Raw genomic sequence first — 24,138 nt, 5'->3', positions numbered from 1 at the left:
GCACGAAGCGGCGGCCATCACTCAGACCGGCGCTTCCTCAAGGGTCGGCTCTTCAGGCGGCGGCTCCTTGCCGAGGAATACCATCCGCAGGGCCGGCACGATCACCAGCAGCATCAACGGGCCCACCAGCATGCCGCCCACAACCACGGTGGCCAGTGGCCGCTGCACCTGGCTGCCGATGCCCGTGGAAATAGCCGCCGGGAACAGGCCGATACACGCTGACAGCGCGGTCATCAGCATGGGCCGCATCCGCTGTTGCGCCGCATGGAACATGGCTTCCGTGGGCTGGAGGTCGCGCTCTCGGCGCAAGTCGTTGTAGTAGGTGATCATCAGAATGCCGTCCATCACGGACACCCCAAACAACGAGACAAAGCCGATTGCCGCCGAGACGCTGAAGTCCAACCCCGTCAGGAACAGGGCCGCGACCCCACCGGTAATCGCAAACGGAATACCGGCCAGCGCCATCAGGCTATCGCGCAGCGAATTGAACAACCCATAGAGCAGCACCAGAATCAACAGAATGCTGATCGGCACCATGACCGCGAGCCGCTGCTTGGCCTGTTCGAGTTCTTCAAACTCACCTGCCCACTCGATGCGGTAGCCCTGCGGCAACTTGACGTGCTGGGCGATGCGCTGCTGCGCTTCTTCGACCGTGCCGCCCAGGTCGCGCCCGCGCACGCTGAACTTGACCGGAATATAGCGGGCGTTCTTCTCGTGATAGATGTACGACGCCCCCGTATCCAGCGTGATGTCAGCCAGCGCCGAGAGTGGAATGTAGGCGTTGCCGCCGTTCGCGTTCGAGTAGGCGACGCGGATGTTGCGCACCGCATCGATCGTGGCGCGGTACTCCGGGGCCAGCCGCACCGTCAGTGCGAACTGCCGATCGCCTTCCAGGATGGTGGTGGCCTGGGAACCCGACAGCGCCGCTTGGACCACGGTATTCACATCCCCCGTGTTCAGTCCATAGCGCGCGGCCGCCTCACGGTTGATGCGCACGTTCAGGTTCGGTTGACCCAGCACACGGAAGATGCCCAGGTCGGTGATGCCTTTGACGCGGCTCATCTCGCTTTGCACCTGATCGGCCAGCCGCTCCAGCACCTGCAGATCCGGGCCGATGATCTTGACCGAATTCGCCCCCTTCACGCCAGACAATCCCTCTTCCACGTTGTCCTGGATGTACTGCGAGAAATTCAGGCCGACCCCGGTGAACTCACTGGTGAACTCTTTCTGCACCTGCGCGATCAGCTTCTCCTTGGTCATCCCCGCCGACCATTGGTCGAAAGGTTTAAGCGGCACGAAGAACTCGGCGTTGTAGAAGCCGGCGGCATCACTACCGTCGTCGGGGCGACCATGGGCCGACACCACCGTGCGCACCTCGGGGTGTTTGAGGAGGATTTGACGCATGCGCGAGACCGGTACCACGCCCGATTCCAGCGACGCCGTTTGCGGCATGGTGAGCCGAATCCACAGGTTGCCTTCTTCAAGCGCGGGCAGGAACTCCGTGCCCAGCAGCGGCATGAGCGCCGCGGTTGCCGCCAACACGACCGCGCCGATCGTCACGGCAATGCGCCGGTTGGATAGGGACCACTTCAGCGCAGGCTGGTAGAGCCTGTGCAGTGCGCGCACGAGCCAGGTTTCCTTCTCTTCAATCTTCTTGGGCAGCAGGTACGAGCACAGCGCCGGCGTGACCGTGAAAGTGGCGATGAGCGCGCCCGCCAACGCGTAGCCATAGGTACGCGCCATCGGCCCGAAGATCTGGCCCTCCACCCCCTGCATGGTGAACAGCGGAACGAACGCCGCGACGGTGATCAAGGCGGAGAAGAACACGGCGCGATCCACCTGCAGCGCACTGACGAAAATCATGCGCAAGCGCTCCGGCACACGGAGGCCGAGCACCTTCGCGTCGCGACTCATCAGCAGGCGCGTCTGCTCCGCCGCCGGCATCTGGAAGTTGCGGAAGATGTTCTCGACCAGGATGACGGAGGAATCGACGATGATCCCGAAGTCCACCGCGCCCACTGAGAGCAGGTTGGCCGATTCGCCGGTCAGCAAGAGGATCAGGATGCTGAAGAACAGCGCAAACGGAATGTTCGCGCTGACAATGATGGCGCTGCGCAAATCACCCAGAAAGATCCATTGGATGAAGAACACCAGCAGGCAGCCAAACAGCAGCGCATGCATGACCGTGTGCGTGGTGACGGAGACGAGCTCCGAGCGGTCGTAGTAACGCTCGACCTTCACGCCTGCCGGCAGCGTGCCATCGGTGTTGATCTTGTCCAGCTCTGCCTTGACGCGCGCCACCACGTCGTTGGTCTGCATGGTGCGGTTCATCACCACGATGGCGGTGACGACGTCGCTTTCGTTGTCACGGCCGGCAATGCCTAGACGGGGCGCGAAACCGATCTTCGTCTTCGCCACATCCTTGACCTGCACGGGCACTCCATTGGTCTGCGTAAGAACGATCTTGTCGATGTCCTTCACGTCTTGGATCAGACCCACGCCGCGGATGTTGACCGACTGCTGCCCAAAGTTGATCGTGCGTCCGCCGACGTTGATGTTGGCATTGCCGAGCGCCGTCATCATCTGCGGCAGGGTGACGCCATAGGCTTCCAGCTTCTTTGGGTCGACCTCGACGTCATACTCCTTGGTCGTGCCTCCCCAGCTGACGACCTGGGCCACACCCGGTACGGTCTTCAGGCGGCGCTGCAGCACCCAATCCTGCAGGGTGCGCAGGTTGGTCAAACCAAAGTGCGGCGGCCCCTTCAACTGATAGCGCACCACTTCGCCGACCAGGCTGGACGCCTGAATCTGCGGTTGCACGTTGTTGGGCAGGCTGACGTTCTGCTGGAGGGCAAGTGCGGCCTGCGTGTAAGCAAAGTAGTAGTCGATCCCATATTTGAAGGTCACGCGCACGAACGACAGACCGTAGAACGAGGTAGAACGAATGTTCTCCACGCCTGGCGTCGCCGCCAGGCCGATCTCCATCGGCACGGTGTAGTACCGCTCCATTTCTTCGGCCGACAGGCCGGGCGTCTGTGCCGTGATCTCAAGGATGACGGGTGCGGGGTTGGGGTACGCCTCGATGTTGAGCTTGGAATACGCAAACAGCCCTGCCGCCACGAATGCCAGCAGAAACAACAGGATCAGCGGCCGTCGCAGCAGCGATAGCTTGAGAATTGATTTGAGCACGGTGAACTCCCCTCAGTCGGCGCCGTTGAAATTGCCGGCAGCCGCCGTGCTCAGGTACAGCGCGCCTTCGTTGGCGGCCAGTTCGCCCGCGCTCAGGCCTTCGAGCACTTGCACAAAGCCATCCTGTTCCAGGCCAAGCTTGATCACGCGCCGCACAAAGCGCTTGCGGTCCGTCGTGACCCATGCGGTCATGGTGCCGTCGCCTTCACGCACCACGCCGTCCATCGCCAACGCTGGTGATTGGATGGGCGCGCCGGTGGTGATGTCGAATGACGTGAACATGCCGGGGCGCAGTTCGTGCTTCGGATCGTCGATTTCCGAACGCACCAGGATGCGGTGCGTGTTGGCGTCGACCGATGCGCCCACGGTGGTGATCTTGCCGTTGAAGATCCGGCCCGGAAATGCCATGACGTGAATTTTGACCGGCTGGCCAACGTGCAGCAGCGGCGCGTCGGCTTCCGGCACGAATGCCTGCATCCACATGGTGGACACGTCAGCCACCGTGAATGGCGCCGTGCCGTTGCCCGGCTGCAAGAGCAAGCCCGGCTGTGCGCTGCGCGCAGTCACCTGGCCCGAGATCGGGCTCACCACCGTCAGCAGCGAATCGGTCTTGCGCGTCTCCACGATCTGGTCCATCTGTGCGGGCGTCTTGCCGAACACGGTCAGGGCTTCACGCGCAGCTTTGTAGGCGGCCTCCGCAGCCTGCTGGTCGGAGATAGCCTGGTCCAGGTCTTTCTGCGCAAGGCCCTGAATCTCAAACAACTGACGTGCGCGGGCCAGCGCCGCTGTGGTCAACTTACGCGTGCCCGCAGTGGAGATCAACGTGGATTCCGCCTGCACCAGGTCGGGACTGTCGATGTCGAACAACGGCTTGCCCTTGGCCACCGTATCGCCCACCTTGGCGTAGGTGTTGCGAATCTTGCCCTGGTACGACGTGAAGACCTGGACGGCACGGTCCTGGTTGAAATCGATGTTGCCGACGGCTTCACGGCGGTTGGCAAAGTCGTGTAGTTCAACCGGCGCGACCTTGATGTACTGGAGCTGACTCTGGCTCAACGTGACGGCTTGGCCATCGCGCGACGCCGTTGCCGGCAAAGCCAGGGGCGCCACCCCATATGACGATGGTGACGACGGAGCGGGCGAGGCTTCGGACCGTTTCTGGCCTCCCAAGCCCCACATCAGGCAGCCAACGACCAGCGCGGCAACAGCGCCACCGATGGCGGCAGATTTGTAATCGACCTGCACGGCAATACCCCAGACGATAGAAATTGGCCCGCATGATGCGGGCCGCCTGCAGATCGGTCTACTGTGATGAATCACAGTTCGCAACAAATCGCCGCTCCCCTAGAATCGCCGCCATTCGTCCAGACTGGGTGCCTGCATGCCCTCCAAAACTGCCTTTGGCACGTCACCTTCTACCTCTGCCTCGCTGCGCCTGACCACCCTGGCGGTGGCCTGCCTGCTGGTCACCGCCTGTGCGGTCGGGCCCGATTTCAAGGTGCCGGACGCGCCCAAGGTGTCCGGCTATACGCCGCAGCCGTTGCCGGAGCAGACGTCTTCTGCCGCCACGCAGGGGGGTGAAGCACAGCGCTTTGTCTCGGGCATGAAGGTGTCCGACCAGTGGTGGAAGACGTTTCAGTCGGACAAGCTGAACAAGACCATTGAAAATGCCTTCGCCGCCAGCCCAACGTTGAGTGCAGCGCAAGCGGCGCTGCGCATAGCGCAACAGCAGACGAGTGCGCAGCAGGGCGCGTTCTTCCCGTTGGTGCAGGGCGCGTACCAGGGTGCCCGCAAGCGCGATGCGGTCGGCACGATCGCCCCGTCGCTCACCTCGAATGCCGAGATCTATAGCCTGCACACGGCACAGGTTACGGTCAGCTACGCACCTGACGTGTTCGGCTTGAACCGGCGTCAGGTTGAGTCGCTCAAGGCCGCAGAGGATGCGCAGTACTTCCAGTTGGAGGCCGCCCATCTAACGCTGGCCACCAACATCGTGGCGGCAGCGGTACAAGAGGCATCGCTGCGGGCGCAGATCGATGCGCAAAAGCGCATCGTGGCCATCAACACACAATTGGTCGGCAACCTGCGCAAGCAGTTCAGGCTGGGTGCCGTCACCGGTCTCGACGTGGCCGCCGCACAATCAGCGCTGGCGCAGGCCGAGCAGGCGCTGCCGAACTTGCAAAAGCAACTGGCCGTGCAGCGCGACTTGCTGGCCGCGCTGGCCGGCAAGCTGCCGGGCGACGGCATCGCGGACACTTTCACATTTGCAGATTTCACGCTGCCGCAAGAGTTGCCCTTGTCGCTACCGTCTGATCTGGTGCGGCAGCGCCCCGATGTTCGCGCTGCGGAAGAACAACTGCACGCCGCCACTGCGCAGGTAGGCGTGGCCATTGCGAACATGCTGCCCCAGCTCACTCTGTCTGCAACCCGGGGCGGAACAGCCTCTCAATTCAGCCAAATGTTCCAGCAGGGCAATGTGTTCTGGAGCCTGGTTGGCGGCGTGGCGCAGACCTTCTTCGACGGTGGCACGCTGCTGGCCAAGAAACGCGCCGCCGATGCGGGCGTCGACCAGGCCGAGGCCCAGTATCGTGGCACGGTCATCTCCGCCTTCCAGAACGTCGCCGATACCCTCCATGCGCTGGATGCTGATGCCGACGTGCTCAAGGCCGCGCTAAAGGCCGAGCAGGCCGCCCGCACCACGCTGGACATCACTGACAAGCAGCGCGCCATCGGTCAGGTCAACATCCTCGCCGTGCTAAGCGCCGAACAGGCCTACCAGACGGCCCTGCAAGCCACGATAGCGGCACGCGCCAACCGATTTTCCGATACGGCCGCGCTATTTCAGGCGCTCGGGGGCGGGTGGTGGAACCGGCCCCACGCTGATATCGCACAGGGCGGAAGTCAATGAGGCGCGAGGCTTCGCGCGAAGGGTCAGTGCCCCGACCTGACGGTCAACTCCGCGGGATTTCACAAATGTGCGCCTTCAACGGGTCAATGCAACTTATTGATGCCAACGTTCCGATGGCGTATCGACGTTTAGAGTTTTGCGCGGACGCTAATTGAGCCGTCTGGCGGCAGCATTGAGCTTAGCCTGCGCGTCAGGCCCTTCTTGAAAATGTGAGCAGTCCCTAGCGGGTGTGCGCAGCGGTAGTTGTCTTGCAACTGGCCTGCCTTGCAGCCAGGTCCGCTTCGGTGAATAGCCCTTGCGAGACCAGCGTTGCGTGTTCGCTGGCCGAGAACATCGCGCACGTGGCCACCGTTGCCAGCAGCATCTGGGTTTTGGGCTGCGCCGGCGTTTTCATCAGTCCGAAGTTGGACTCGGCAGCGTTTTTGCCGGATTCGTCATACAACTCGTAGAACTCGGCGCCCTCGATATTGGCGTCGTTCTGGTTCAGCAAGTAGCCGATGTGCGTTTTCAGGCTGACCAGGGCCTTCGCGTCGTCATACGGTTGGCCCCGCAGCGGGGCGTAGATTTCGGCGGCGTTCAACTCGTTGATGATGACGGGCTTACCGATCTTTTTCATCTCGGCAAAGACGTCGATCGTTCCCCCTGGAACACTGACCCGGTATGGGCTGGTGCCGCCACCGTAGTAATAGTGGTACGCCAGTTTGTCGACCCGCGCGCCTTGCGCTTCCAGGAATGGAATCAGGCCGAAGTCTGCGTAGACCGTGTCGACCACCGTGCGTAGCGGCCGGCCAGTACGGGTGCCGACATCATGCACGGCGCGCGACATGCCGCGCAGCACGGTTGCCCATTGATGCGCCAGCGGCGTCGCGTAGTCGCTGGCGGTGGTGCCCGTCCCGCTCTTGAAGCCCTGTCGCAGGCTCAACTCGTTCTGCAGCTCCCAGTCGCGAATGTCAGCAGCGAACCGCAGGACGATCGGCGCCACGCGATCGTAGCCCTGCGCTTCGAGCCCGGCGTCTGAGTCGGGATACCGGCCGTTGTCGGTCGCATCGCCCCAAGTGAAGGGCACGTACAGGATCGGGTGCAGCGTGATGTGGTGCGCATGGGACAGCGGCACCAGCGCCTGCAGCAATTGCGTGGCGGCCGAGCCATCCCTCGTGAGCGGCACGTCGAAGCGATAGCTCTTCAAGCCGCGCTGCTCCAGCGTAGCGAACTGTGTGGCGTAGTCGCTCCAGAGTGCCTGGCTCGGGCTTGGATGCCCACAGACGCCCCAGGTGAAGGTCTGGGCGGCCGCAGCGCTCGTCAGCCACGTTGCGGCCAGGACAAGAAGGACAGTACGGATGCACCGAGTTTTCATGGTGGGGGCGGACAAGTGAACGATGGTTGTTCTTGGGCCTCGGTGTTGCCACCGCAATGGTATCCGTATGGCGGAGGGGCATGCCTGTCAGGATACGACTCATGCCGTTCCTCGAACCTTTTCAGAGATTCGTTTTCGTGCGGGCAACTCGTCGATCTGACTGAGCCCGAAGCGGTAGCCTGCACAGTGACGTCATGGGTTGGCTCGCGGCCAAGATCGACCTCTTCGATGCTGTTCGGATACCCTCGGTGCCGGTGACGCGGTGCCCCTGCCACGAGCAGCCTCATTGAACGCATAGGGCGACGCAAATTGAAGAGATGTAAATCCGCGGCCAGGGAACGTGTATGCGGAGCGGATACAGTGGGCGTTGCGGAGCTCCTTACGCCATTTTTTCTTGTGGCGCGTAGATGCCAACTCTAGACTCCGGCTAACTCGCCCGGCCAAGTGGCCATTGATTCGCCTGAACGGCAGAGGCCGGATTCAGTCACCGTCCTCTGCCTGGTGAAACAGGGGTGTCGGGGTTGGTTGAGCGGACTGGCGTCAACAGTCTCCAAACCCCCGCGGTTGCCACAGACATTTTTGTACAGGTACGGACGCTTTTGTGTCCCATCAGTTCGCGGATCGCCCTAATCCGGCACCACCGCCGTCACCTCGATCTCCACCTTCGCGCGGTCTTCGACCAGCGCTCCCACCTCCACCGCCGTCATCGCAATGCTGAAGCTGCCGATCAGCTCGCGGAACGCCTTGCCGATCTCGGGGTAGGCCGCCACGTAGGCTTTCTTGTCGGTCACGTACCACGTCATGCGCACGATGTGCTCGGGCTTGGCGTCGCCGGCGGCCAACACCTCGACGATGTTCTGCAGTGCCTGGCGCACTTGGCCGGCCAGGTCGTCCGTGTGGAACACACCCTGCGCATCCCAGCCGATCATGCCGGCCACGAACACCATGCGCCCGCGCGCGGATACACCGTTGGCATAGCCCTTGGGGCGCGGCCAGTTAGGCGGGAGGAGTACTTCCATGATGCGATTCCTTCTACTTTTATCGGGACTGTTGAACGCTCGCCTCGATCGCCTGCCGCACATCGGGCGGCATCGGCATCGCGCGATGCGTGTTGAGATCGGTAAATACCAGCACCTGCTGGGAGCGCACGCGCAGTTCGTCGCCGGACCAGCAATCCAGGCCCAACGTAAGCGACGCATTGCCCAGCCGCTCCAGCTTCAGCTTGAACTGCACGTCGTCGCCCATGCGGCTGATGGCGCTGAACTCGCAATGCAGCTTGACGATGGGCAGGCCGATGCGGCGCGGGCCCAGCATCTGCGCATACGAAACGCCCAGGCCGTCGGTAAACCAGTCTTCGACCAGGCCATTGAACAGCACGAGGTATTGCGGAAAGTAGACGATGCCGGCCGGGTCGCAGTGTGCAAAGCGGATGCGCGCGGCGCGCTCGAAGTGGTAGTCACTCATGATTTGTCGTGTTCGCGCAGGCGGTAGCGCAGCAGCTTACCGACTTCACTGCGCGGCAGGCTCGCGCGAAATTCGATGGCACGCGGATACTTGTACGGGGCCACGGTCTGCTTCACGAAGTCCTGCAGCGTCTTGACCATCTCCGGCCCCGCCGAATGGCCCGGATGCAATACAACGAACGCCTTGACGATCTGCCCGCGCTCTTCATCGGGCTCGCCGATCACGCCGCACTCGGCTACGGCCGGATGCTGCATCAGCGCGTCTTCCACCTCGGGCGCGGCAATGTTGTAGCCCGACGAGATGATCATGTCGTCAGTGCGCGAGTGGTAGTGAAAGTAACCTTCCTCGTCCATGACGTATGCATCGCCCGTGAGGTTCCAGCCGTTGCGCACGTAGGCGCGCTGACGGTCGTCGGACAGGTAGCGACAGCCGGTCGGGCCCTGGACTGCCAGGCGGCCCACGGTGCCCGGCGGCACGGGGTTGCCGGCGTCGTCCACAACCTGTGCGACATATCCGGGGACGGCCTTGCCGGTGGCGCCGGGGCGCACGTCGGCGTCGGCGGCGGAGATGAAGATATGGAGCATCTCGGTCGCGCCAATGCCGTCGATCAGCTCGATGCCGGTGGCGTTCTTCCACAGCGTGCGCGTGGCCACCGGCAGCGCTTCGCCCGCCGACACGCAGCGGCGCAGCGGCGTGGCGCGCAACTCGTCTCCGCGCGCCGCGATGTTGCGGTACGTGGTAGGCGCCGTGAACAGCACCGTCGCGCCAAACGTGCGGATGCCATCGACCAGATCGTTCGGCGATGCCTTCTCCAGCAGCACCGTCGATGCACCCACGCTCATCGGAAACAGCAGCAGGCCGCCAAGCCCGAACGTAAATGCCATCGGCGGGCTGCCGATGAAGATGTCGTCCGCGCGCGGCTGCAGCACGTGCGGCGGCCAACACGCGCAAATGGCGAGGATGTCGCGATGAAAATGCATCGTGGCTTTCGGTACGCCTGTCGTGCCCGACGTAAAGGCAAGCAGGCACGTGTCATCCGCCGCCGTATCGACGTTGGCGAAGGCGGCCGGCTGGCGTGCCATGGCGGCCTCCAGCCCTTCCGGCGTGTCATCGTGAAAACACAGCATCTGCACCGGCTTGGCCGCTTGCGCCACGGCATCGCGCAACTCGTCGACGAGCCGCGCGTCGCACAGCGCGAAACCGATCTCGCCCTTGCCCAGGATCTGACCCAGCTCTTTGGCGCGCAGCAGCGGCATGGTCGTCACCGCAATGGCGCCCACCTTCATCACGGCAAACCAGCAGGCGGCCAGCATCGGGCTGTTGGGCGAGCGCAGCAGCACGCGGTTGCCCGGCACCACGCCCATCTCGTTGACCAGCACATTGGCGATGCGGTTGGCGTGCTCCTGGAGATCGGCGTATGTCCAACGGATGCCGGGCGCCTGGATGCAAAGGCGGCCGCCCTCGCCTGCTTCAACGCGGCGGTCGAGCAATTCGGTCGCGCAGTTTAGCTGCGGCGGAAACTGCAGCGCCGGCAGGTCGAAGCGATACACCGGTTGCAGCTCCGCCGGGGGCAGCCGGTCGCGGGCGAAGGTGTCGATATGGGCGCTGGGCATGGCGAGCTCTCCGTCTCTGGGCTGGGCAATGTCAGAGTCAGTGCGCTGACGGCGTGGCCGCGCGCAGCAGTTCGCGCGCGATGATGAGTTGCTGCACTTCCGTCGCGCCTTCGTAGATCCGAAGCGAGCGGATCTCGCGGTACAGGCGCTCCACCGGCTGCTCGCTCACCACGCCCAGGCCGCCCCACATCTGCACGGCGGCGTCGATCACCTGCTGCGCGTTTTCGGTGGCGGTCAACTTGGCCATGGCAGCCTCGCGCGTCACGTTGCGGCCCTGGTCGCGCTGCCACGCGGCGCGGTACGTCAGCAGCGCCGCGCTGTCGATGGCGGTGGCCATTTGCGCGAGCTTGGCCTGCGTGAGCTGGAAATCGGCAAGTACGCCGCTGAACATCTTGCGGGTGGTGGCGCGCGCCAGCGCTTCGTCCAGCGCGCGGCGCGCAAAACCCAGCGCGGCTGCAGCCACCGACGTGCGGAACACATCCAGCGTGCGCATCGCCACTTTGAAGCCCTCGCCTGCCGCGCCCACGCGCTGGCTGGCCGGAATGCGGCAATTGGTAAAGCGCAGGCGCGCGAGCGGGTGCGGCGCAATCACGTTGATGCGCTCTGCAATCTCAAAGCCTGGCGTACCGGCCTCGACAATGAACGCGCTGATGCCGCGCGAGCCCGGCGCCTCGCCGGAGCGGGCAAACACGATGTAGAAGTCGGCGATGCCGCCGTTGGAAATCCATGTCTTCTCGCCGTCGAGCACGTAATCCGTGCCGTCTTCACGCGCGGCGCACGCCATGGCGGCTACATCGGAGCCGGCCTCCGGTTCGGACAATGCAAATGCAGCGATGGCCTCGCCGCGCGCGACCTTCGTGAGATAGCGTTCGCGCTGCTCGGGCGTACCGTGCAACGAGATGGCGCCCGAGCCCAGCCCCTGCATCGCAAAGGCAAAGTCGGCCAGGCCGAAATGGCGTGCCAGCGTCTCACGGATCAGGCAGATGGCGCGCGTGTCGATGGTCTCCGCCGCGCCGCCGTGCGCCGTGCCGCCAACGGCGTGACGCAGCCAGCCGGCTTGCCCGAGCGACTTGACCAGCGCGCGGCATTCGGCATCCACATCGGGGCCGTGGTCGTGCGCGATATGCTTCGTGGCCCAGGCATCGAGTTCGGTTTCGAGCTGGCGGTGCTTGTCGTCAAAGAACGGCCACTGCAAATAATCTTTGTCGCTCATCTCAGTTGCCCTCGAATACCGGTTTCTGTTTGGCGACGAACGCGTGATACGCCCGCGAGAAATCTTCGGTCAGCATGCAGATGGCCTGCGCCTGCGCCTCGGCCTCGATCGCCTGCTCGATCGTCATCGTCCATTCCTGGTGCAGCATCGTCTTGGTGATGCCGTTGGCGAATGTCGGGCCGGCGGCCAGGTCGGCGGCCAGGGCATGCGCTTGGCTCAGCACCTCGGCCGGTTCGCACAGGCGGTTGAAAAAGCCCCAGCGCTCGCCCTCTTCACCGCTCATCGAGCGGCCGGTGTAGAGCAACTCGCTCGCGCGGCCCTGGCCGATGATGCGCGGCAGGATCGCGCAGGCGCCCATGTCGCAGCCGGCCAGGCCAACGCGATTGAAAAGGAACGCCGTCTTGCTGCGCGCGGTGCCCAGACGCAGGTCGGAAGCCATCGCCAGGATGGCGCCCGCGCCGGCACACACGCCGTCAATTGCAGCGACGATCGGCTGCGGGCACGCGCGCATCGTCTTCACCAGCTCGCCCGTCATGCGCGTGAACATCAGCAGTTCGGGCGCCTTCAGTTGCACGAGCGGACCGATGATCTCGTGCACATCACCGCCGGAGCAGAAGTTGTCGCCCGCACCGGCCAGCACGATGGCTTTGACGTCATCCGCCCACTTGAGCTGATGGAACAGGTCGCGCAGCTCGGCATACGAATCGAACGTGAGCGGGTTCTTGCGCTCCGGCCGGTTGAGCGTGATGGTGGCAACACCGCCTTCCACGCTCCACAGGAAATGCTTGGCTTGATAACCCGCCAGCGGGCGGCGGTTGCCGGCCAGCAGGGCCGGGTCCACAGGGTGATTCGGGTCGGTCATGGTTGGGTCGGGTTCGTTCAGGGTTGATCTTCGCGGGCGTCCAGCTCTTGCTCGCGCTGCGCGAGGTGGACGCGCAGGTGGCCGAGCTGCGCATACAGCGCGTCTTTGTTGGCGACGCCAAGGCCGTCGAACATCTCGATCAGCCAGCGTTCGTGCTCGGCGGCCATCTCGGCAAAGTGGCGGCGGCCGGCGTCGGTCAGCAGCACGCGAAAGGACCGGCGATCGTCCGGATCCGCCTCGCGTCTGACAAGCCCTTCCTTCTCCAACTGGTCAGTCAGGCCGGTAACGTTGCCGCCTGTCACCATCAGGTAGCGCGACAGCACGTTCATGCGCAGCCCGTCCGGATGGCGATCGAGTTGTGCCAGATAGTCGAAGCGCGGCAGCGTGGTGTTGAAGCGCGTGCGCAGGCGCTGGCGGATCTGCTGCTCGATCTGCGTGCTGCAGGCCAGCAGGCGCAGCCATATCTTGACGTCCATGTGGTCGTCCACATGCGCGCGCGCTTCCAGGCCGATATGTTCGTCGCCCAGCGCCTGCACGACGGCGTGATGGCCGGAGGCGCGCGTGGCGAGTGCGGTTTTGCGCCGGGTGCGTTCGGTGTTCACATTACCTCCCCGCCGGATACCGAGATGGCCTGACCCGTGACCGACGACGCGCCATCGGAGCACAGCCACACCACAGCGTTCGCCACTTCGTCGGGCGTGATGAGCCGGCCTTGCGGGTTGCCCTTCACCAGCTCGGCCAGCGCCTCTTCTGCGCTGCGGCCGGTGCGGGCGACGATGCGGTCGATGCTCTCGCGCACGATGTCCGTTTCCGTGTAGCCCGGGCACACCGCGTTGACGGTGACGCCGCGCGCCGCAAGCTCCAGCGCCAGCGAGCGCGTGAGCCCGATCACGCCATGCTTGGCCGCCACATATGCCGACACATACGCATAACCGCGCTGCCCGGCCGTGCTGGCAATGTTGACGATGCGACCGCGGCCCGACGCCTGCACATCGGCCAACGCCGCCTGCGTGCACAGGAACGTGCCCGTCAAGTTGACGGACAGCATGCGCTGCCATTGATCGAGCGTGGTCTTGGCAAACGGCGCACTCTCGGCCTGGCCCGCGTTGTTGACCAGGATGGAGATAGGGCCGAGCCCCGCGCGTGCGGATTCGAATGCCGCTGCCACACTCGCCTCGTCGGTCACGTCACACGTCACGACCTGCGCGCGGGCGCTGTCGGACAACGTCTTGGCGGTGGCTTGCAGCACGTTGACGTCGCGGCCCATCAGCGTGAGCGTGGCGCCCTGCGCTGCGAGTTGCGCGGCAATCGCCGCGCCGATCCCGCGCCCAGCGCCGGTAACGACAGCGTGGTGCCCGCTGAGCATTGCAGGTGTCGCCATCTCAAACCCCCTGCATGCGGTTGGCCTGCTCCAGCGGTGACAAACCCGCCGCCTGCGCCGCCATCGCGCGTTCGCGCTCCAGGTTGCGCTCCAGCTGCAGCTTGCCTGCGCGGTATTGCTTGGGCCACGGCATGTCGAGATAACCGATGCGGGCGGCTTCGTTCAGCGTCCAGGCCGGATTGGCCAAGTGCGGGCGGGCCACGGCGCACAGGTCAGCACGGCGGGCGGCAATGATGCTGTTGACGTGGTCGGCCTCGGAGATGGCGCCCACAGCGATGGTGGCGATGCCCGCCTCGTTGCGCACGCGGTCGGCAAACGGCGTCTGGAACATGCGGCCGTACACCGGCTGCTCCTTCTTGCTGACCTGGCCCGACGAGCAATCGATCATGTCTGCGCCCGCGGCCTTGAACACGCGCGCAATTTCCACCGCATCGTCCGGCGTGATGCCACCCTCCACCCAGTCGTGCGCGGAAATGCGCACCGACATCGGCTTGTTGCTCGGCCACACCTCACGCACCGCGTGGAAGACTTCGAGCGGAAAACGCAGCCGGTTCTCCAGTGAGCCGCCGTATTCGTCGTTGCGCTGGTTCGTCAGCGGCGAGATGAACGACGACAGCAGATAGCCGTGCGCGCAGTGCAGCTCCAGCCAGTCGAAGCCGGCTTCCGCCGCGAGCCGCGCCGAATGGACGAAGTCGTCACGCACGCGGTCCATGTCGTCGCGCGTCATGGCCCGCGACCACTGGCTCACGCCATCCAGATACTGCTGGGGCGATGCGGAAATCAGCGGCCAGTTCTGCCCGTCTTCCAGTGGCAGATCGATGCCTTCCCACGCCACGCGCGTCGAGCCCTTGGCGCCGGCATGGCCGAGCTGGATGCCCAGCTTCGCATCGCTGTTGGCGTGCACGAACTGCACGATGCGCGCCCAGCCGTCGCGCTGATCGGTGTTCCACAAACCCGGGCAGCCCGGGGTGATGCGGGCATCGGGCGACACACAGGTCATCTCGGCCATCACCAGGCCGGCACCGCCCATGGCGCGCGCGCCCAGGTGCACAAGGTGGTAATCCGCCGGCTGGCCGTCTTCGCACGAGTACTGCGCCATGGGCGACACCACCACGCGGTTCTTGAGCGTGACGCCACGCACCGTGAACGGCGTGAACATCGGCGGCACCGGGCCGTGTTGCGGGCCGCGCTGGGCGCCGGCCTGCTCGGCAATCCAGTCTTCAAACTGTTCGAGATAGCGCTTGTCGCGCTGGCGCAGGTTTTCGTGGCTGATGCGCTGGCTGCGCGTGAGCAGCGAATACGCAAACTGCTCGGTCGGCAGGTTGGCGTAACGAGCGACGTTTTCAAACCACTCCGTCGAATTGCGCGCCGCGTTCTGAATGCGCAGCACTTCCACGCTGCGCACCGCCTCGTAGTGCTCAAGCGCGGCACGCAAATCGCCCGGGTGCTGGCCGATGCTGCGCGCGAGTTCGATCGAATCTTCCAGCGCCAGCTTGGTGCCGGAGCCAATCGAGAAGTGCGCCGTGTGTGCGGCGTCGCCCATGAGCACCACCGGCGTGCCGTGCGCGTTGGTATGCACCCAATGTCGGCAGACCACGCGCGGAAACCGAATCCACTGCGCAGAGCCCCGCAGGTGCGTGGCATTGGAAATCAGCTTGTTGCCGTCGAGGTACTTTGCGAAGAGGCGCTCGCAATAGGCGATGGCGTCTTCCTTCTCCATGGTCTCCAGCCCGGCGGCGCGCCACACCTCTTCGGGCGCCTCGACAATGAAGGTGGAGGTTTCGTCATCAAAGCGGTACGCATGCGCCTGGAACCAGCCGTGCTCGGTTTCTTCAAACGCAAACGTGAACGCCTCGAACAGCTTGTGCGTGCCGAGCCAGACAAAGCGGCAGCGGCGGGTGTCGATATCGGGTTGATACGTGGCAGCGTACTTGGTGCGGATGCGGCTGTTCAGGCCGTCGCTGGCGATGATGAGGTCGGCATCGGCGTAAACCGTGTCATCCTGGACGTCGGTTTCGAAGACGAGCTTGACGCCTTCTTCCTCACAGCGCGCCTGCAGGATGTTCAGCAGGCGCTTGCGCCCGATGCCGCAGAAGCCGTGGCCGCCCGAGCGCACGACCTGCCCTCGGATGTGGACTTCAATGTCGTCCCAGTGGTTGAAGGCGTCGAGGATCTGCGCGGCGCTCTTGGCGTCGGCGCGCTGCAGGTTGCCCAACGTCTGGTCGGAGAACACCACGCCCCAGCCGAACGTGTCATACGGGCGGTTGCGCTCCACCACCGTGATGTCGTGCGACGGGTCCTGCAGCTTCATCAGCAGGGCAAAGTACAGGCCGGCCGGCCCACCACCAATACAGACAATCTTCATGACAACGGCTCCGCGTTTGATGCGGTATTACCTTAGTCATGAATAGTTTAGTTGTAAAGTAATTTGCTGAGCCGGCGCCCCGGGGTTTACACCGAACCGGGCGGCGCCAGGCTCACACCCGCATGTGAGTCCCCACTCAGCCCAGGCGCTGCCGGAAGAACGCCAGGATCTCGTCGCGGGCCGCCAACGTCGGCTCGCCAGTCGCGTCGATCAGGTGGGCCGTCACCACGCTGTGCGGACAAGGCACATGCCGGGCAAAGAACGGGGGCGGGTTCGGGTGCGCAGCGCTGTCGGGCAGCACGCGCGACACAAAGCGACTGCCCAGCGCATACGCATACGCAGCGAAGCGCTCGGCGCGGCAGAAGCGGTCGCCTTCAAACCGGTAGGCCAGCACGGTCAGGTCTTCCTGCTCCAGCCGCTGGCGCACGGCAGCGACGTCCTCCGGCGCGATCTCGATCCCACCTGGCGCGTTCAGCGGCAAGGACGGCTGGCACAGCACGGGCGCCAGCATGGCCGGCTCCAGCATCATCGTCAGCGCGAAATTGCCGGTGAAACACATGCCGATGGCACCCACCCCGGGGCCACCGCACTCCGCATGGGCCAGCCGCGCCAAGCAGCGCAGCCACTGCGTGACCGGGCTCGACTGGTTGGCCGCAAAGGCGCGGAACTCCGCGCTCACGCACGCATGGCGGAACACCTCCGCGCCGGCATCCGCCTCGGGCACCGCGCCATCGCGCCCGAACAACGACGGCATGTAGACCGTCAACCCCGCATCGCGCACCCAGCGTGCGAACCGCGCCACGTGCGGGCTGATGCCCGGCATCTCGGCCATGACGATCACCCCCGGCCCCGTGCCGGCCACATACACGGTCTTTGTGATGCCATCCAGGGTGATCTGGCGGCGCGTGAAGTCTTCCAGGCGGTCGTCTTGCGGGATGGGGGGCGTCATGCGGTCGGCCTTGCGCGGAATGGAGATGCCCCCATTGAACGCCTCGGGCCGCTAGACTGGCAGTGTCGATTTCGACATCTTTCGGGCAACTTCGGTCATGGCGGATTTCACCATCCTCGTACTCTCCGGCGCTTACGCCACCAGCGTGGCGGCAACACTGGACATCCTGCAGGCCGCGTCGACACTCGCCCCGCGTGTGAAGGCCCCGCGTCCAACCTGGCGCGTACTCTCAGCCGACGCGCCCAGCGCGCAACTGAGCAACGGTATGCAAGTGGAGGCCACCGCCCTGCCAAAGCGCCCCCGCCCCGATGGGGGCACCTGGATCGTGCCGGGCCTGGGCCTGGACCATGCGGGCGTGATTGCCACGCGCCTGGCGCAGGATGATGCCCAGCGAGCAGCGCGCGCCCTGGCCGCGCAGGTCGCAGCGGGCGGGCAGGTGGCCGCATCGTGCTCGGCGGTGTTTCTGTTGCAGGCGGGCGGCTTGCTGCACGGGCGCTGCGTCACCACGTCATGGTGGCTGGCCCCGACGCTGCAGCAATGGGAACCCGCGTGCACGGTCGATGCAGACCGGATGGTGTGCACCGACGGCCCGATCGCCACCGCCGGCGCCGCCTTCGCGCAGACCGACCTGATGCTGCATCTGCTGCGCACGCGCTTTGGCGTGGCGCTGGCCGATGCCGTGGGGCGTGTGCTGCTGATCGATGGCCGTCACGCGCAAGCGCCGTTTGTGCTGCCCGCCATGCTGGCCAACGGCAACGCGCTGATTGCCCGGCTGGTGGCACGCATCGAGGCCGCCCTGCCCAACCCGCCCAGCGTTCAGGCGCTGGCCGACGAGCTGGCCATGTCGCAACGCACGCTGTCTCGGCACGTGCGGGAAGCGACCGGCAGAAGCACGCTCGCCCTGGTGCAGAGCGTGCGCCTGAACCGCGCCCGCATGCTGATCGAATCGAGCCGCATGACCATCGACAGCGTGGCCGAAGCCGTAGGCTACGAAGACGCCACCGCGCTGCGGCGCCTGATGCGCAAGGTGTCGGGCACCAACCCGAGCCAATACCGGCCGGCCGCCTAGGGACCGGGGTCCAGGGTTACAGGCCGTTACACAAGAAGCCGCAGCACTTTAATTTTCGTTTAAGACTTGACGCCTAACTTGGTCACGTCGGACCCACCCAGACAGGAACCCAAACCATGTCACCGCAAGAACAGCAAGCGCTAGAGAACTTCCTGGCCCAACTGACGCAAGCCCGCGTCGGGGCCAAGGACCCGCAGGCCGAAGCCCGCATCCTCGACGCCGTGGCGCGCCAGCCGGACGCTGCCTATCTGCTCGTGCAGCGCGCCATGCTGCTCGACCAGGCGCTGGCATCGGCGCAGGCCCAGATCGCCACGCTGCAGAACCAGTTGCAGGCGGCGCAGGCCGGCCGCAGTACGTCGTTCATGGATTCGGCCAACAACTGGGGCAGCCACGCCAGCAGCCCTGCGCCCAACCCCGCCTACGCCCCGCAGCAAGCCGCCCCAGTACAGATGCCGCCACAGCCCCAGCCGGCCCCGGCGCAACCCGCGCGCTCGGGCTTCTTTAGCGGCGGCCTGGGCAGCACACTCGGCAGCGTCGCCACCACCGCAGCCGGCGTGGCCGGCGGCGCGCTGCTGTTTCAGGGCATCGAGAACATGTTCCACCACAACAGCGGCGGTGGCGGCTTCTTCGGCCAGCAGCCGGTGATGGGCGGCACCACGGAAACCGTCATCAACAACTACTACGACAGCGACAGCAACGGCAACAGCGGCACGACCAACACGACGTCACGCGATGACAGCCTTGGGCTGATCGACGACAGCGACCTCGGCGGTAGTGACTATTCGGATGACGATTCGATGTTGAGCTAGTCGTGCAAGGGAAGGATGATGGCGCCGCCCCAGCGGCGCTCAATCAAGATAGGGCTTCAACAGCCCTTCGATCCAGGCCATGAAGACCCGGACGCGCGGCGACAGATTGCGCCGATGGGTCACCACGAACGACGCAGGCAGCGGCTCAGGGCGCAGGTGGGGCAGCACCTCCACCAGCGCGCCGCTCTGGATGTGTGGCGCGAGCGCGGTGTATCCCGCCTGGATCAGCCCAATGCCCGCGAGCCCGGCGGCGTGGTACGTCTGCACGCTGTTGACCTGCATGGCGCTGGGCAGCGGAAGCCACGCATAGCCGTCGCCGTCGGGGTATTGCCACCCGGCGTGCCTGGCGCCGAGCGTGAGCGTGTAATGCACCATCTGATGCCCCTGGCTGAGCAGGTCTTCCAGCGTATGCGGGACGCCATACCTTTCCAGATACGCGGGGCTTGCCGCATTCGTCATGCGCAGCTTGCCGAGCGGCCGCGCAATCATCGTTTCATCGGTGATCGGCCCGAACCGGATCACGCAGTCGAAGCCTTCCTGGACGAGATCGACGCGCCGGTCCGTGCTGGAAAGCTCCAGTTGCAGCTCCGGGTGCGCCGCCATCAGCTGCGGCAACGCTGGAACCACGACACTGCGCGCCAACTCGGTCGGCAGATCGACGCGCAGCCGGCCGCGTAACGGCCCGCCGTTCGCCAGGAACATCGATTGCAATTCCTGCGCTTCGGCCAGCAGGTCGCGGGCGCGCGCATAGAATTCGCGGCCGTCTTCAGTCAGCTGCACACTGCGCGTGGTCCGATGCAGGAGCGCGACACCCACATCCCGTTCGAGCGTGCGGATCACCGTTGAGACGCGTCCCTTCTGGATGCCGAGGCTTTCCGCCGCGCGCGTAAAGCTCGTCATTTCGGCCACACGGGCAAAGATCAACAGCGCGTCGAGGTTTTGCATTGTTCACCCGGGGAAGAACAGAACGTTCAAATTGGCGTCATTTATCACGCCGTCGCTGCTCGCTAAAGTGGCCTCCCATGTCGTCCACAGCGGACCACGTTCACGACAGGAAGCCACCATGACTGAAATCACCACCCAAGCAAAAACGGCCGTCGTCTATCACTCCGGCTACGGGCACACCGCCCGCATGGCAAGCGCTGTTGCCGAAGGCGCCGGCGCAGCCCTCGTCGCCATCGACGCCGAGGGCAATATCGCCGAAGACGCCTGGGCTACGCTTGCCCGAGCCGACGCCATCCTGTTCGGCTCGCCCACCTACATGGGCGGACCCAGCTGGCAATTCAAGAAGTTTGCAGACGCATCGTCAAAGCCCTGGTTTGAAGGCGCGTGGCAGAACAAGGTCTTCGGCGGCTTTACCAACAGCGCCAGCATCAATGGCGACAAGCTCAACACGCTCGAATACTTCGTTCTGCTCACGGGGCAGCACGGCGGCATCTGGGTCAACATGGATATCAAGCCTGCGAACGTAAAGGCCTCCAAGCGCGACGACCTGAACCGCATGGGATCGTACATCGCGCCGATGGCCCAGACGCCCGCCGATGCGTCGCCGGAAGAAATGTCGGCGGGCGACCTTGAAACGGCACGCCGCTACGGCGCACGGGTGGCGATGGTTGCGGCGCAGCTACGCGCGGGGCGCACAGGCGCGCTGAAGTGATGCAGGGGCGCCCGGGCCGATCACGTTAGGGCGGCGGGCCGACAGCGGAGGTGGAAAACTGGCACCCAAGGAAGCCAGCCAGCCCGAAAGCCGCTCCGCCGGGCCCGCCATAAATCAGCGCATCGCTACTATTTGCTATAGCCGCGCCGCTCAATAGCAGCGAGCACATCCCAGGCTTGCGGATCGACGTGACGGCTCCCAAGCGACATCGATACGTACATTGCGGTGCGCGTGCGCTTCAGATAAGCCTGTCCAGCAAGCGCGCCGAGGGAGGCCTGCCAACTCGTTACCACACGGGTGGCGGGCCTGACGGCGGGGGTAGCAAACCGGCTCTCTGGAGCACCGGCAGACCCGAAGGTCTCCCCGCCCGGCCCGCCCTTGATGCCGCGCGTGCCTGCCGACACACTGCCCTTGGCGCGGCAGCGGCGGGATTATAGCGATGGGGCCGGCGGCGCAGGTCTGATTTGCGGGGCGTCTCGCCAATGCTCCACGTCCCATCCCCCAACCCTCGCGCCCCACTCCCAGACACCCAAGCGCCAAGCCCAAGGCCCCAGGCTCGACCCTCCAACACTCGATCCCGACCCTCCCAGCGTCGAGCATCACGGTCAGACACCCGCACGCCACAGTCTGAGCCTCGCACTCGACTCTTCGAGCTTCAAATTTTCGACCTCGGAGAGCCGCGTTCCAGCCTCGGACAGTCGAGCGCCACGGTCGGAGGGTCACGGTCGACAGTTTGACCCTGACGCACGGCTCTCGGAGGTCGAAAATTTCGAGCCAAAACAGCGACGTTCCACAGCTCGAGGAGCGTGCGTGGACCTCGCACAGCAGAACACGAGTCCTTGAGGCCCGAACGCGGCGCTACAGCCTTCACCCTCGGCTATGTGCCGGTGGTCACCCGCTCCCGCACCATCATCGATTGCAGAGCGTGCTGTAGCTGATCGAGCGTGTAAGGCTTGCGAAGCGCCGTCCACCTAAACGCAAAGCTATCGTGGTTGGGAATGGGATTGCCGGAGGCGAAGACGACCCGCAGTTCCGGATGCAGGGCGAACGCGTGCTGCGCGAGTTCAATGCCCGACATGTCGGGCATGATCACGTCCGTAAATAGAACGTCGAACGCTTCTGCCCGCAGGGCTTCGAGCGCCTGCGCACCGCTGGCGGCCTGCTGGGGCGTGATCCCGATCAGCATCAACAGCTCGCACACCGCGCCGCGCAATGACGCGTCGTCTTCGACCACGAGGATGCGCAGGCGCGCCGGCTCCCACACTGCGCCCGTGTCGAGATCGGGCGGCGTGTCGCCTTCCTCGGGTCCGTTCGCTTGCACCGCGTCGCTTGCGAGCACCTGGCGAATCTTGAATGCCAGTTGCTGCCGGCTGTAGGGCTTGCTCAGCAATTCGACGCCCGGATCGAGCCGGCCGCCATGCACGATGGCGTTCTGCGTGTAGCCGGAGGTGTAGAGCACCTTCAGCGCGGGCAGCGTCTGCACGGCTCTCTGCACCATCTCCGTACTGCGCAGGGCACCCGGCATGACGACATCGGTGAAGGGCAGGTCGATATGCACACCGCTCTCGACCACGGCCAGCGCCTGCTCCGCATTGTTGGCCTTGAGCACGGCATAGCCCAGGCCGCTCAGCAGATCGACGACGGTCTCGCGAACCTTTGCGTCGTCTTCCACAACGAGGATCGTCTCGTTGCCGTGCTTGAGCGCTCCAGCCTTGACGCGTGCGGGCTCGACCGCCGTACCGGTGGAGCGGGGCAGATAGACGCGCACCGTCGTGCCCTCTCCGACCTCGCTGTAGAGGCGAATATGGCCGCCGCTCTGTTTGACGAAACCGTAGGCCATGCTGAGCCCCAGGCCCGTGCCCTCGCCTTCGCGCTTGGTGCTGAAGAACGGATCGAAGGCGCGCTCCATGACTTCCGGGCTCATGCCCGTGCCCGTGTCCGTCACGGCCAGCATGACGTACTGCCCGGCCGGCACATCGGGCAGCGCCATCACGTAGTCGTCGTCGAGCGTGGCGTTGGAGAGTTCGAGCGTGAGCTTGCCGCCGTCCGGCATCGCATCCCGCGCGTTGATCGCCAGATTCAGGATGACGTTTTCGAACTGATGCGGATCGACCGCGGTATTCCACAGTCCGCCCGCGACCACCGATTCGATCTCGATCGCCTCGCCCAGCGCGCGCCGCAGCAGATCGTCCATGGCGCGCAGTTGATGTGCAGGGTTGATCACGACGGGTGCAAGCGGCTGCTTGCGGCCGAAGGCCAGCAACTGGGCGGCAAGCTTTGCACCCCGGTCGACGGCATCGATGGCGTTATTCAGCCGCTCGGCGCTCCAGGCATCGCGCCCATGCCGGCTTTCGAGCAGTTCGAGGTTGCCCCGCAGCACCTGCAACACGTTGTTGAAATCATGCGCAACGCCGCCCGTGAGCTTGCCCAGTGCTTCCATCTTCTGAGCCTGGAACAGCGCTCTTTGCGTCTGCTCAAGCTGCTCGCCTGCGCGTCGTCGTTCCGTGATGTCGCGCGTGACCTTTGCAAAGCCGACCAGTTCGCCGTCTTCGTAGATGGCATCGATGATGACGTGCGCGAAGAAGCGGCTTCCGTCGCACCGAACGCGCCAGCCTTCGGCTTCGAATCGCCCGTCGCGCCGGGCCGTCTCCAGGCCCCGGAACGGCACGCCGGCCGCAACATCCTCGGGCGTATAGAAACGCGAAAAATGCGAACCGATGATCTCGGCCTCGGTATAGCCCTTGATGCGCCGTGCCCCGGCATTCCAGCTCGTGATGTGCCCGTCGGTCGACAGCATGAAGATGGCGTAGTCCGTCACGCCCTGAACCAGCAGCCGAAAATTCCGCTCGCTTTTGAGCACAGCGTCGTGAGCGGCCTTCTTGTCGCTCATGTCGCTGATCACGGTACCGAACCCGATCAACGCATTGTTGCCGTCGCGCAGCGCCGTCATGGCGACGTTCGCCCAGAAGGGCGTGCCGTCCTTGCGGATGCGCCATCCCTCCTCGACGTGCCGCCCTGTCTGGGCGGCAGCATGCAGCGCGGCTTCGGGCGCACCCAAGGCCCGGCTCTCCGGCGGATACAAAAGGGCGAGTGGCTGACCAATAATCTCGTCCGGCCGATAGCCCTGCATCCGTTCGCCGCCAGGGTTCCACGTGGCGACAACGCCGGGGCGCGATAGCGCGAAGATGGAGAAATCCGAGGTGGATTCGGCCCACAACCGCAGCCACGCAAAACCGGACTCAGAAGACAAGAGATCGTGATTCATTGAATTGGCAGATCAGCGCGCAACCGCAGGCGTGTCGGGA

At 64.8% G+C, this 24,138-nt stretch carries 19 protein-coding genes; 4 read left to right on the top strand and 15 right to left on the bottom strand.

The features are described from left to right. Positions 1-21 precede the first annotated feature (21 nt). On the bottom strand, positions 22-3,189 hold the full coding sequence (locus RP6297_RS18745) for an efflux RND transporter permease subunit (RefSeq protein ID WP_004632322.1): 3,168 nt from the start codon (positions 3,187-3,189) through the stop codon (positions 22-24). A 12-nt stretch (positions 3,190-3,201) separates the two neighbouring features. Further along, positions 3,202-4,434: an efflux RND transporter periplasmic adaptor subunit gene (locus tag RP6297_RS18740; protein WP_009240255.1), complete on the bottom strand. Its 1,233-nt coding sequence runs from the start codon at positions 4,432-4,434 to the stop codon at positions 3,202-3,204. 136 nt (positions 4,435-4,570) lie between these two features. On the opposite strand from RP6297_RS18740, the gene RP6297_RS18735 reads away from it, so the two are divergent. Further along, positions 4,571-6,097 (top strand): efflux transporter outer membrane subunit, encoded by a 1,527-nt coding sequence (locus tag RP6297_RS18735; protein WP_009240254.1) that lies wholly within the window; start codon positions 4,571-4,573, stop codon positions 6,095-6,097. A gap of 220 nt (positions 6,098-6,317) precedes the next feature. Here RP6297_RS18735 and RP6297_RS18730 read toward each other — a convergent pair whose 3' ends face one another. The 10 genes from RP6297_RS18730 to RP6297_RS18685 form a co-directional block, all read right to left on the bottom strand. Further along, positions 6,318-7,451 carry a hypothetical protein gene (locus tag RP6297_RS18730; RefSeq protein WP_009240253.1) on the bottom strand — a complete coding sequence of 378 codons (1,134 nt, stop codon included), beginning with the start codon at positions 7,449-7,451 and terminating at the stop codon, positions 6,318-6,320. 626 nt (positions 7,452-8,077) lie between these two features. Further along, complete coding sequence (locus RP6297_RS18725) at positions 8,078-8,470, bottom strand: RidA family protein (protein ID WP_009240252.1); 393 nt, start codon at positions 8,468-8,470, stop codon at positions 8,078-8,080. Between the two features lie 19 nt (positions 8,471-8,489). Beyond that, positions 8,490-8,915 (bottom strand): acyl-CoA thioesterase, encoded by a 426-nt coding sequence (locus RP6297_RS18720; protein ID WP_009240251.1) that lies wholly within the window; start codon positions 8,913-8,915, stop codon positions 8,490-8,492. Continuing rightward, positions 8,912-10,528 (bottom strand): AMP-binding protein, encoded by a 1,617-nt coding sequence (locus RP6297_RS18715; RefSeq protein ID WP_009240250.1) that lies wholly within the window; start codon positions 10,526-10,528, stop codon positions 8,912-8,914. Before RP6297_RS18715 ends, RP6297_RS18720 begins: the two co-directional genes overlap by 4 nt. 37 nt (positions 10,529-10,565) lie before the next feature. After that, positions 10,566-11,741, bottom strand: coding sequence for an acyl-CoA dehydrogenase family protein (locus tag RP6297_RS18710; protein WP_009240249.1), 1,176 nt, complete (start codon positions 11,739-11,741; stop codon positions 10,566-10,568). Position 11,742: 1 nt separating this feature from the next. After that, positions 11,743-12,603, bottom strand: coding sequence for an enoyl-CoA hydratase family protein (locus RP6297_RS18705; RefSeq protein WP_009240248.1), 861 nt, complete (start codon positions 12,601-12,603; stop codon positions 11,743-11,745). Between the two features lie 17 nt (positions 12,604-12,620). Then, positions 12,621-13,205: a MarR family winged helix-turn-helix transcriptional regulator gene (locus tag RP6297_RS18700; protein ID WP_009240247.1), complete on the bottom strand. Its 585-nt coding sequence runs from the start codon at positions 13,203-13,205 to the stop codon at positions 12,621-12,623. Then, positions 13,202-13,984 (bottom strand): SDR family NAD(P)-dependent oxidoreductase, encoded by a 783-nt coding sequence (locus tag RP6297_RS18695; RefSeq protein WP_009240246.1) that lies wholly within the window; start codon positions 13,982-13,984, stop codon positions 13,202-13,204. Before RP6297_RS18695 ends, RP6297_RS18700 begins: the two co-directional genes overlap by 4 nt. 1 nt (position 13,985) lies before the next feature. After that, positions 13,986-16,349: a bifunctional salicylyl-CoA 5-hydroxylase/oxidoreductase gene (locus tag RP6297_RS18690; protein ID WP_009240245.1), complete on the bottom strand. Its 2,364-nt coding sequence runs from the start codon at positions 16,347-16,349 to the stop codon at positions 13,986-13,988. A 136-nt stretch (positions 16,350-16,485) separates the two neighbouring features. Continuing rightward, positions 16,486-17,298, bottom strand: coding sequence for a dienelactone hydrolase family protein (locus RP6297_RS18685; protein ID WP_009240244.1), 813 nt, complete (start codon positions 17,296-17,298; stop codon positions 16,486-16,488). Between the two features lie 97 nt (positions 17,299-17,395). On the opposite strand from RP6297_RS18685, the gene RP6297_RS18680 reads away from it, so the two are divergent. Together RP6297_RS18680 and RP6297_RS18675 are read left to right on the top strand one after the other, a co-directional pair. Further along, on the top strand, positions 17,396-18,367 hold the full coding sequence (locus tag RP6297_RS18680; RefSeq protein ID WP_009240243.1) for a GlxA family transcriptional regulator: 972 nt from the start codon (positions 17,396-17,398) through the stop codon (positions 18,365-18,367). A gap of 116 nt (positions 18,368-18,483) precedes the next feature. After that, complete coding sequence (locus RP6297_RS18675; protein ID WP_009240242.1) at positions 18,484-19,176, top strand: DUF2076 domain-containing protein; 693 nt, start codon at positions 18,484-18,486, stop codon at positions 19,174-19,176. Between the two features lie 39 nt (positions 19,177-19,215). Here RP6297_RS18675 and RP6297_RS18670 read toward each other — a convergent pair whose 3' ends face one another. Further along, positions 19,216-20,121, bottom strand: coding sequence for a LysR family transcriptional regulator (locus tag RP6297_RS18670; RefSeq protein WP_009240241.1), 906 nt, complete (start codon positions 20,119-20,121; stop codon positions 19,216-19,218). A 118-nt stretch (positions 20,122-20,239) separates the two neighbouring features. Here RP6297_RS18670 and RP6297_RS18665 point away from each other — a divergent pair, with 118 nt between their 5' ends. Next, positions 20,240-20,833: a flavodoxin family protein gene (locus RP6297_RS18665; protein ID WP_009240240.1), complete on the top strand. Its 594-nt coding sequence runs from the start codon at positions 20,240-20,242 to the stop codon at positions 20,831-20,833. A gap of 128 nt (positions 20,834-20,961) precedes the next feature. Here the strand turns inward: RP6297_RS18665 and RP6297_RS22830 are convergent, their stop codons facing one another. After that, the gene (locus RP6297_RS22830) at positions 20,962-21,216 is read right to left on the bottom strand and encodes a hypothetical protein (RefSeq protein WP_080725258.1); all 255 of its coding nucleotides are present in this window, start codon (positions 21,214-21,216) and stop codon (positions 20,962-20,964) included. Between the two features lie 494 nt (positions 21,217-21,710). Next, positions 21,711-24,098: a hybrid sensor histidine kinase/response regulator gene (locus RP6297_RS18660; protein WP_009240239.1), complete on the bottom strand. Its 2,388-nt coding sequence runs from the start codon at positions 24,096-24,098 to the stop codon at positions 21,711-21,713. Positions 24,099-24,138: the final 40 nt, after the last annotated feature.

This window comes from Ralstonia pickettii (genome assembly GCF_016466415.2).
GTDB classification, from domain to species: domain Bacteria; phylum Pseudomonadota; class Gammaproteobacteria; order Burkholderiales; family Burkholderiaceae; genus Ralstonia; species Ralstonia pickettii.
The sequence above is the reverse complement of the archived record's forward strand: the minus strand, read 5'-3'. Positions and strand labels throughout refer to the sequence as shown.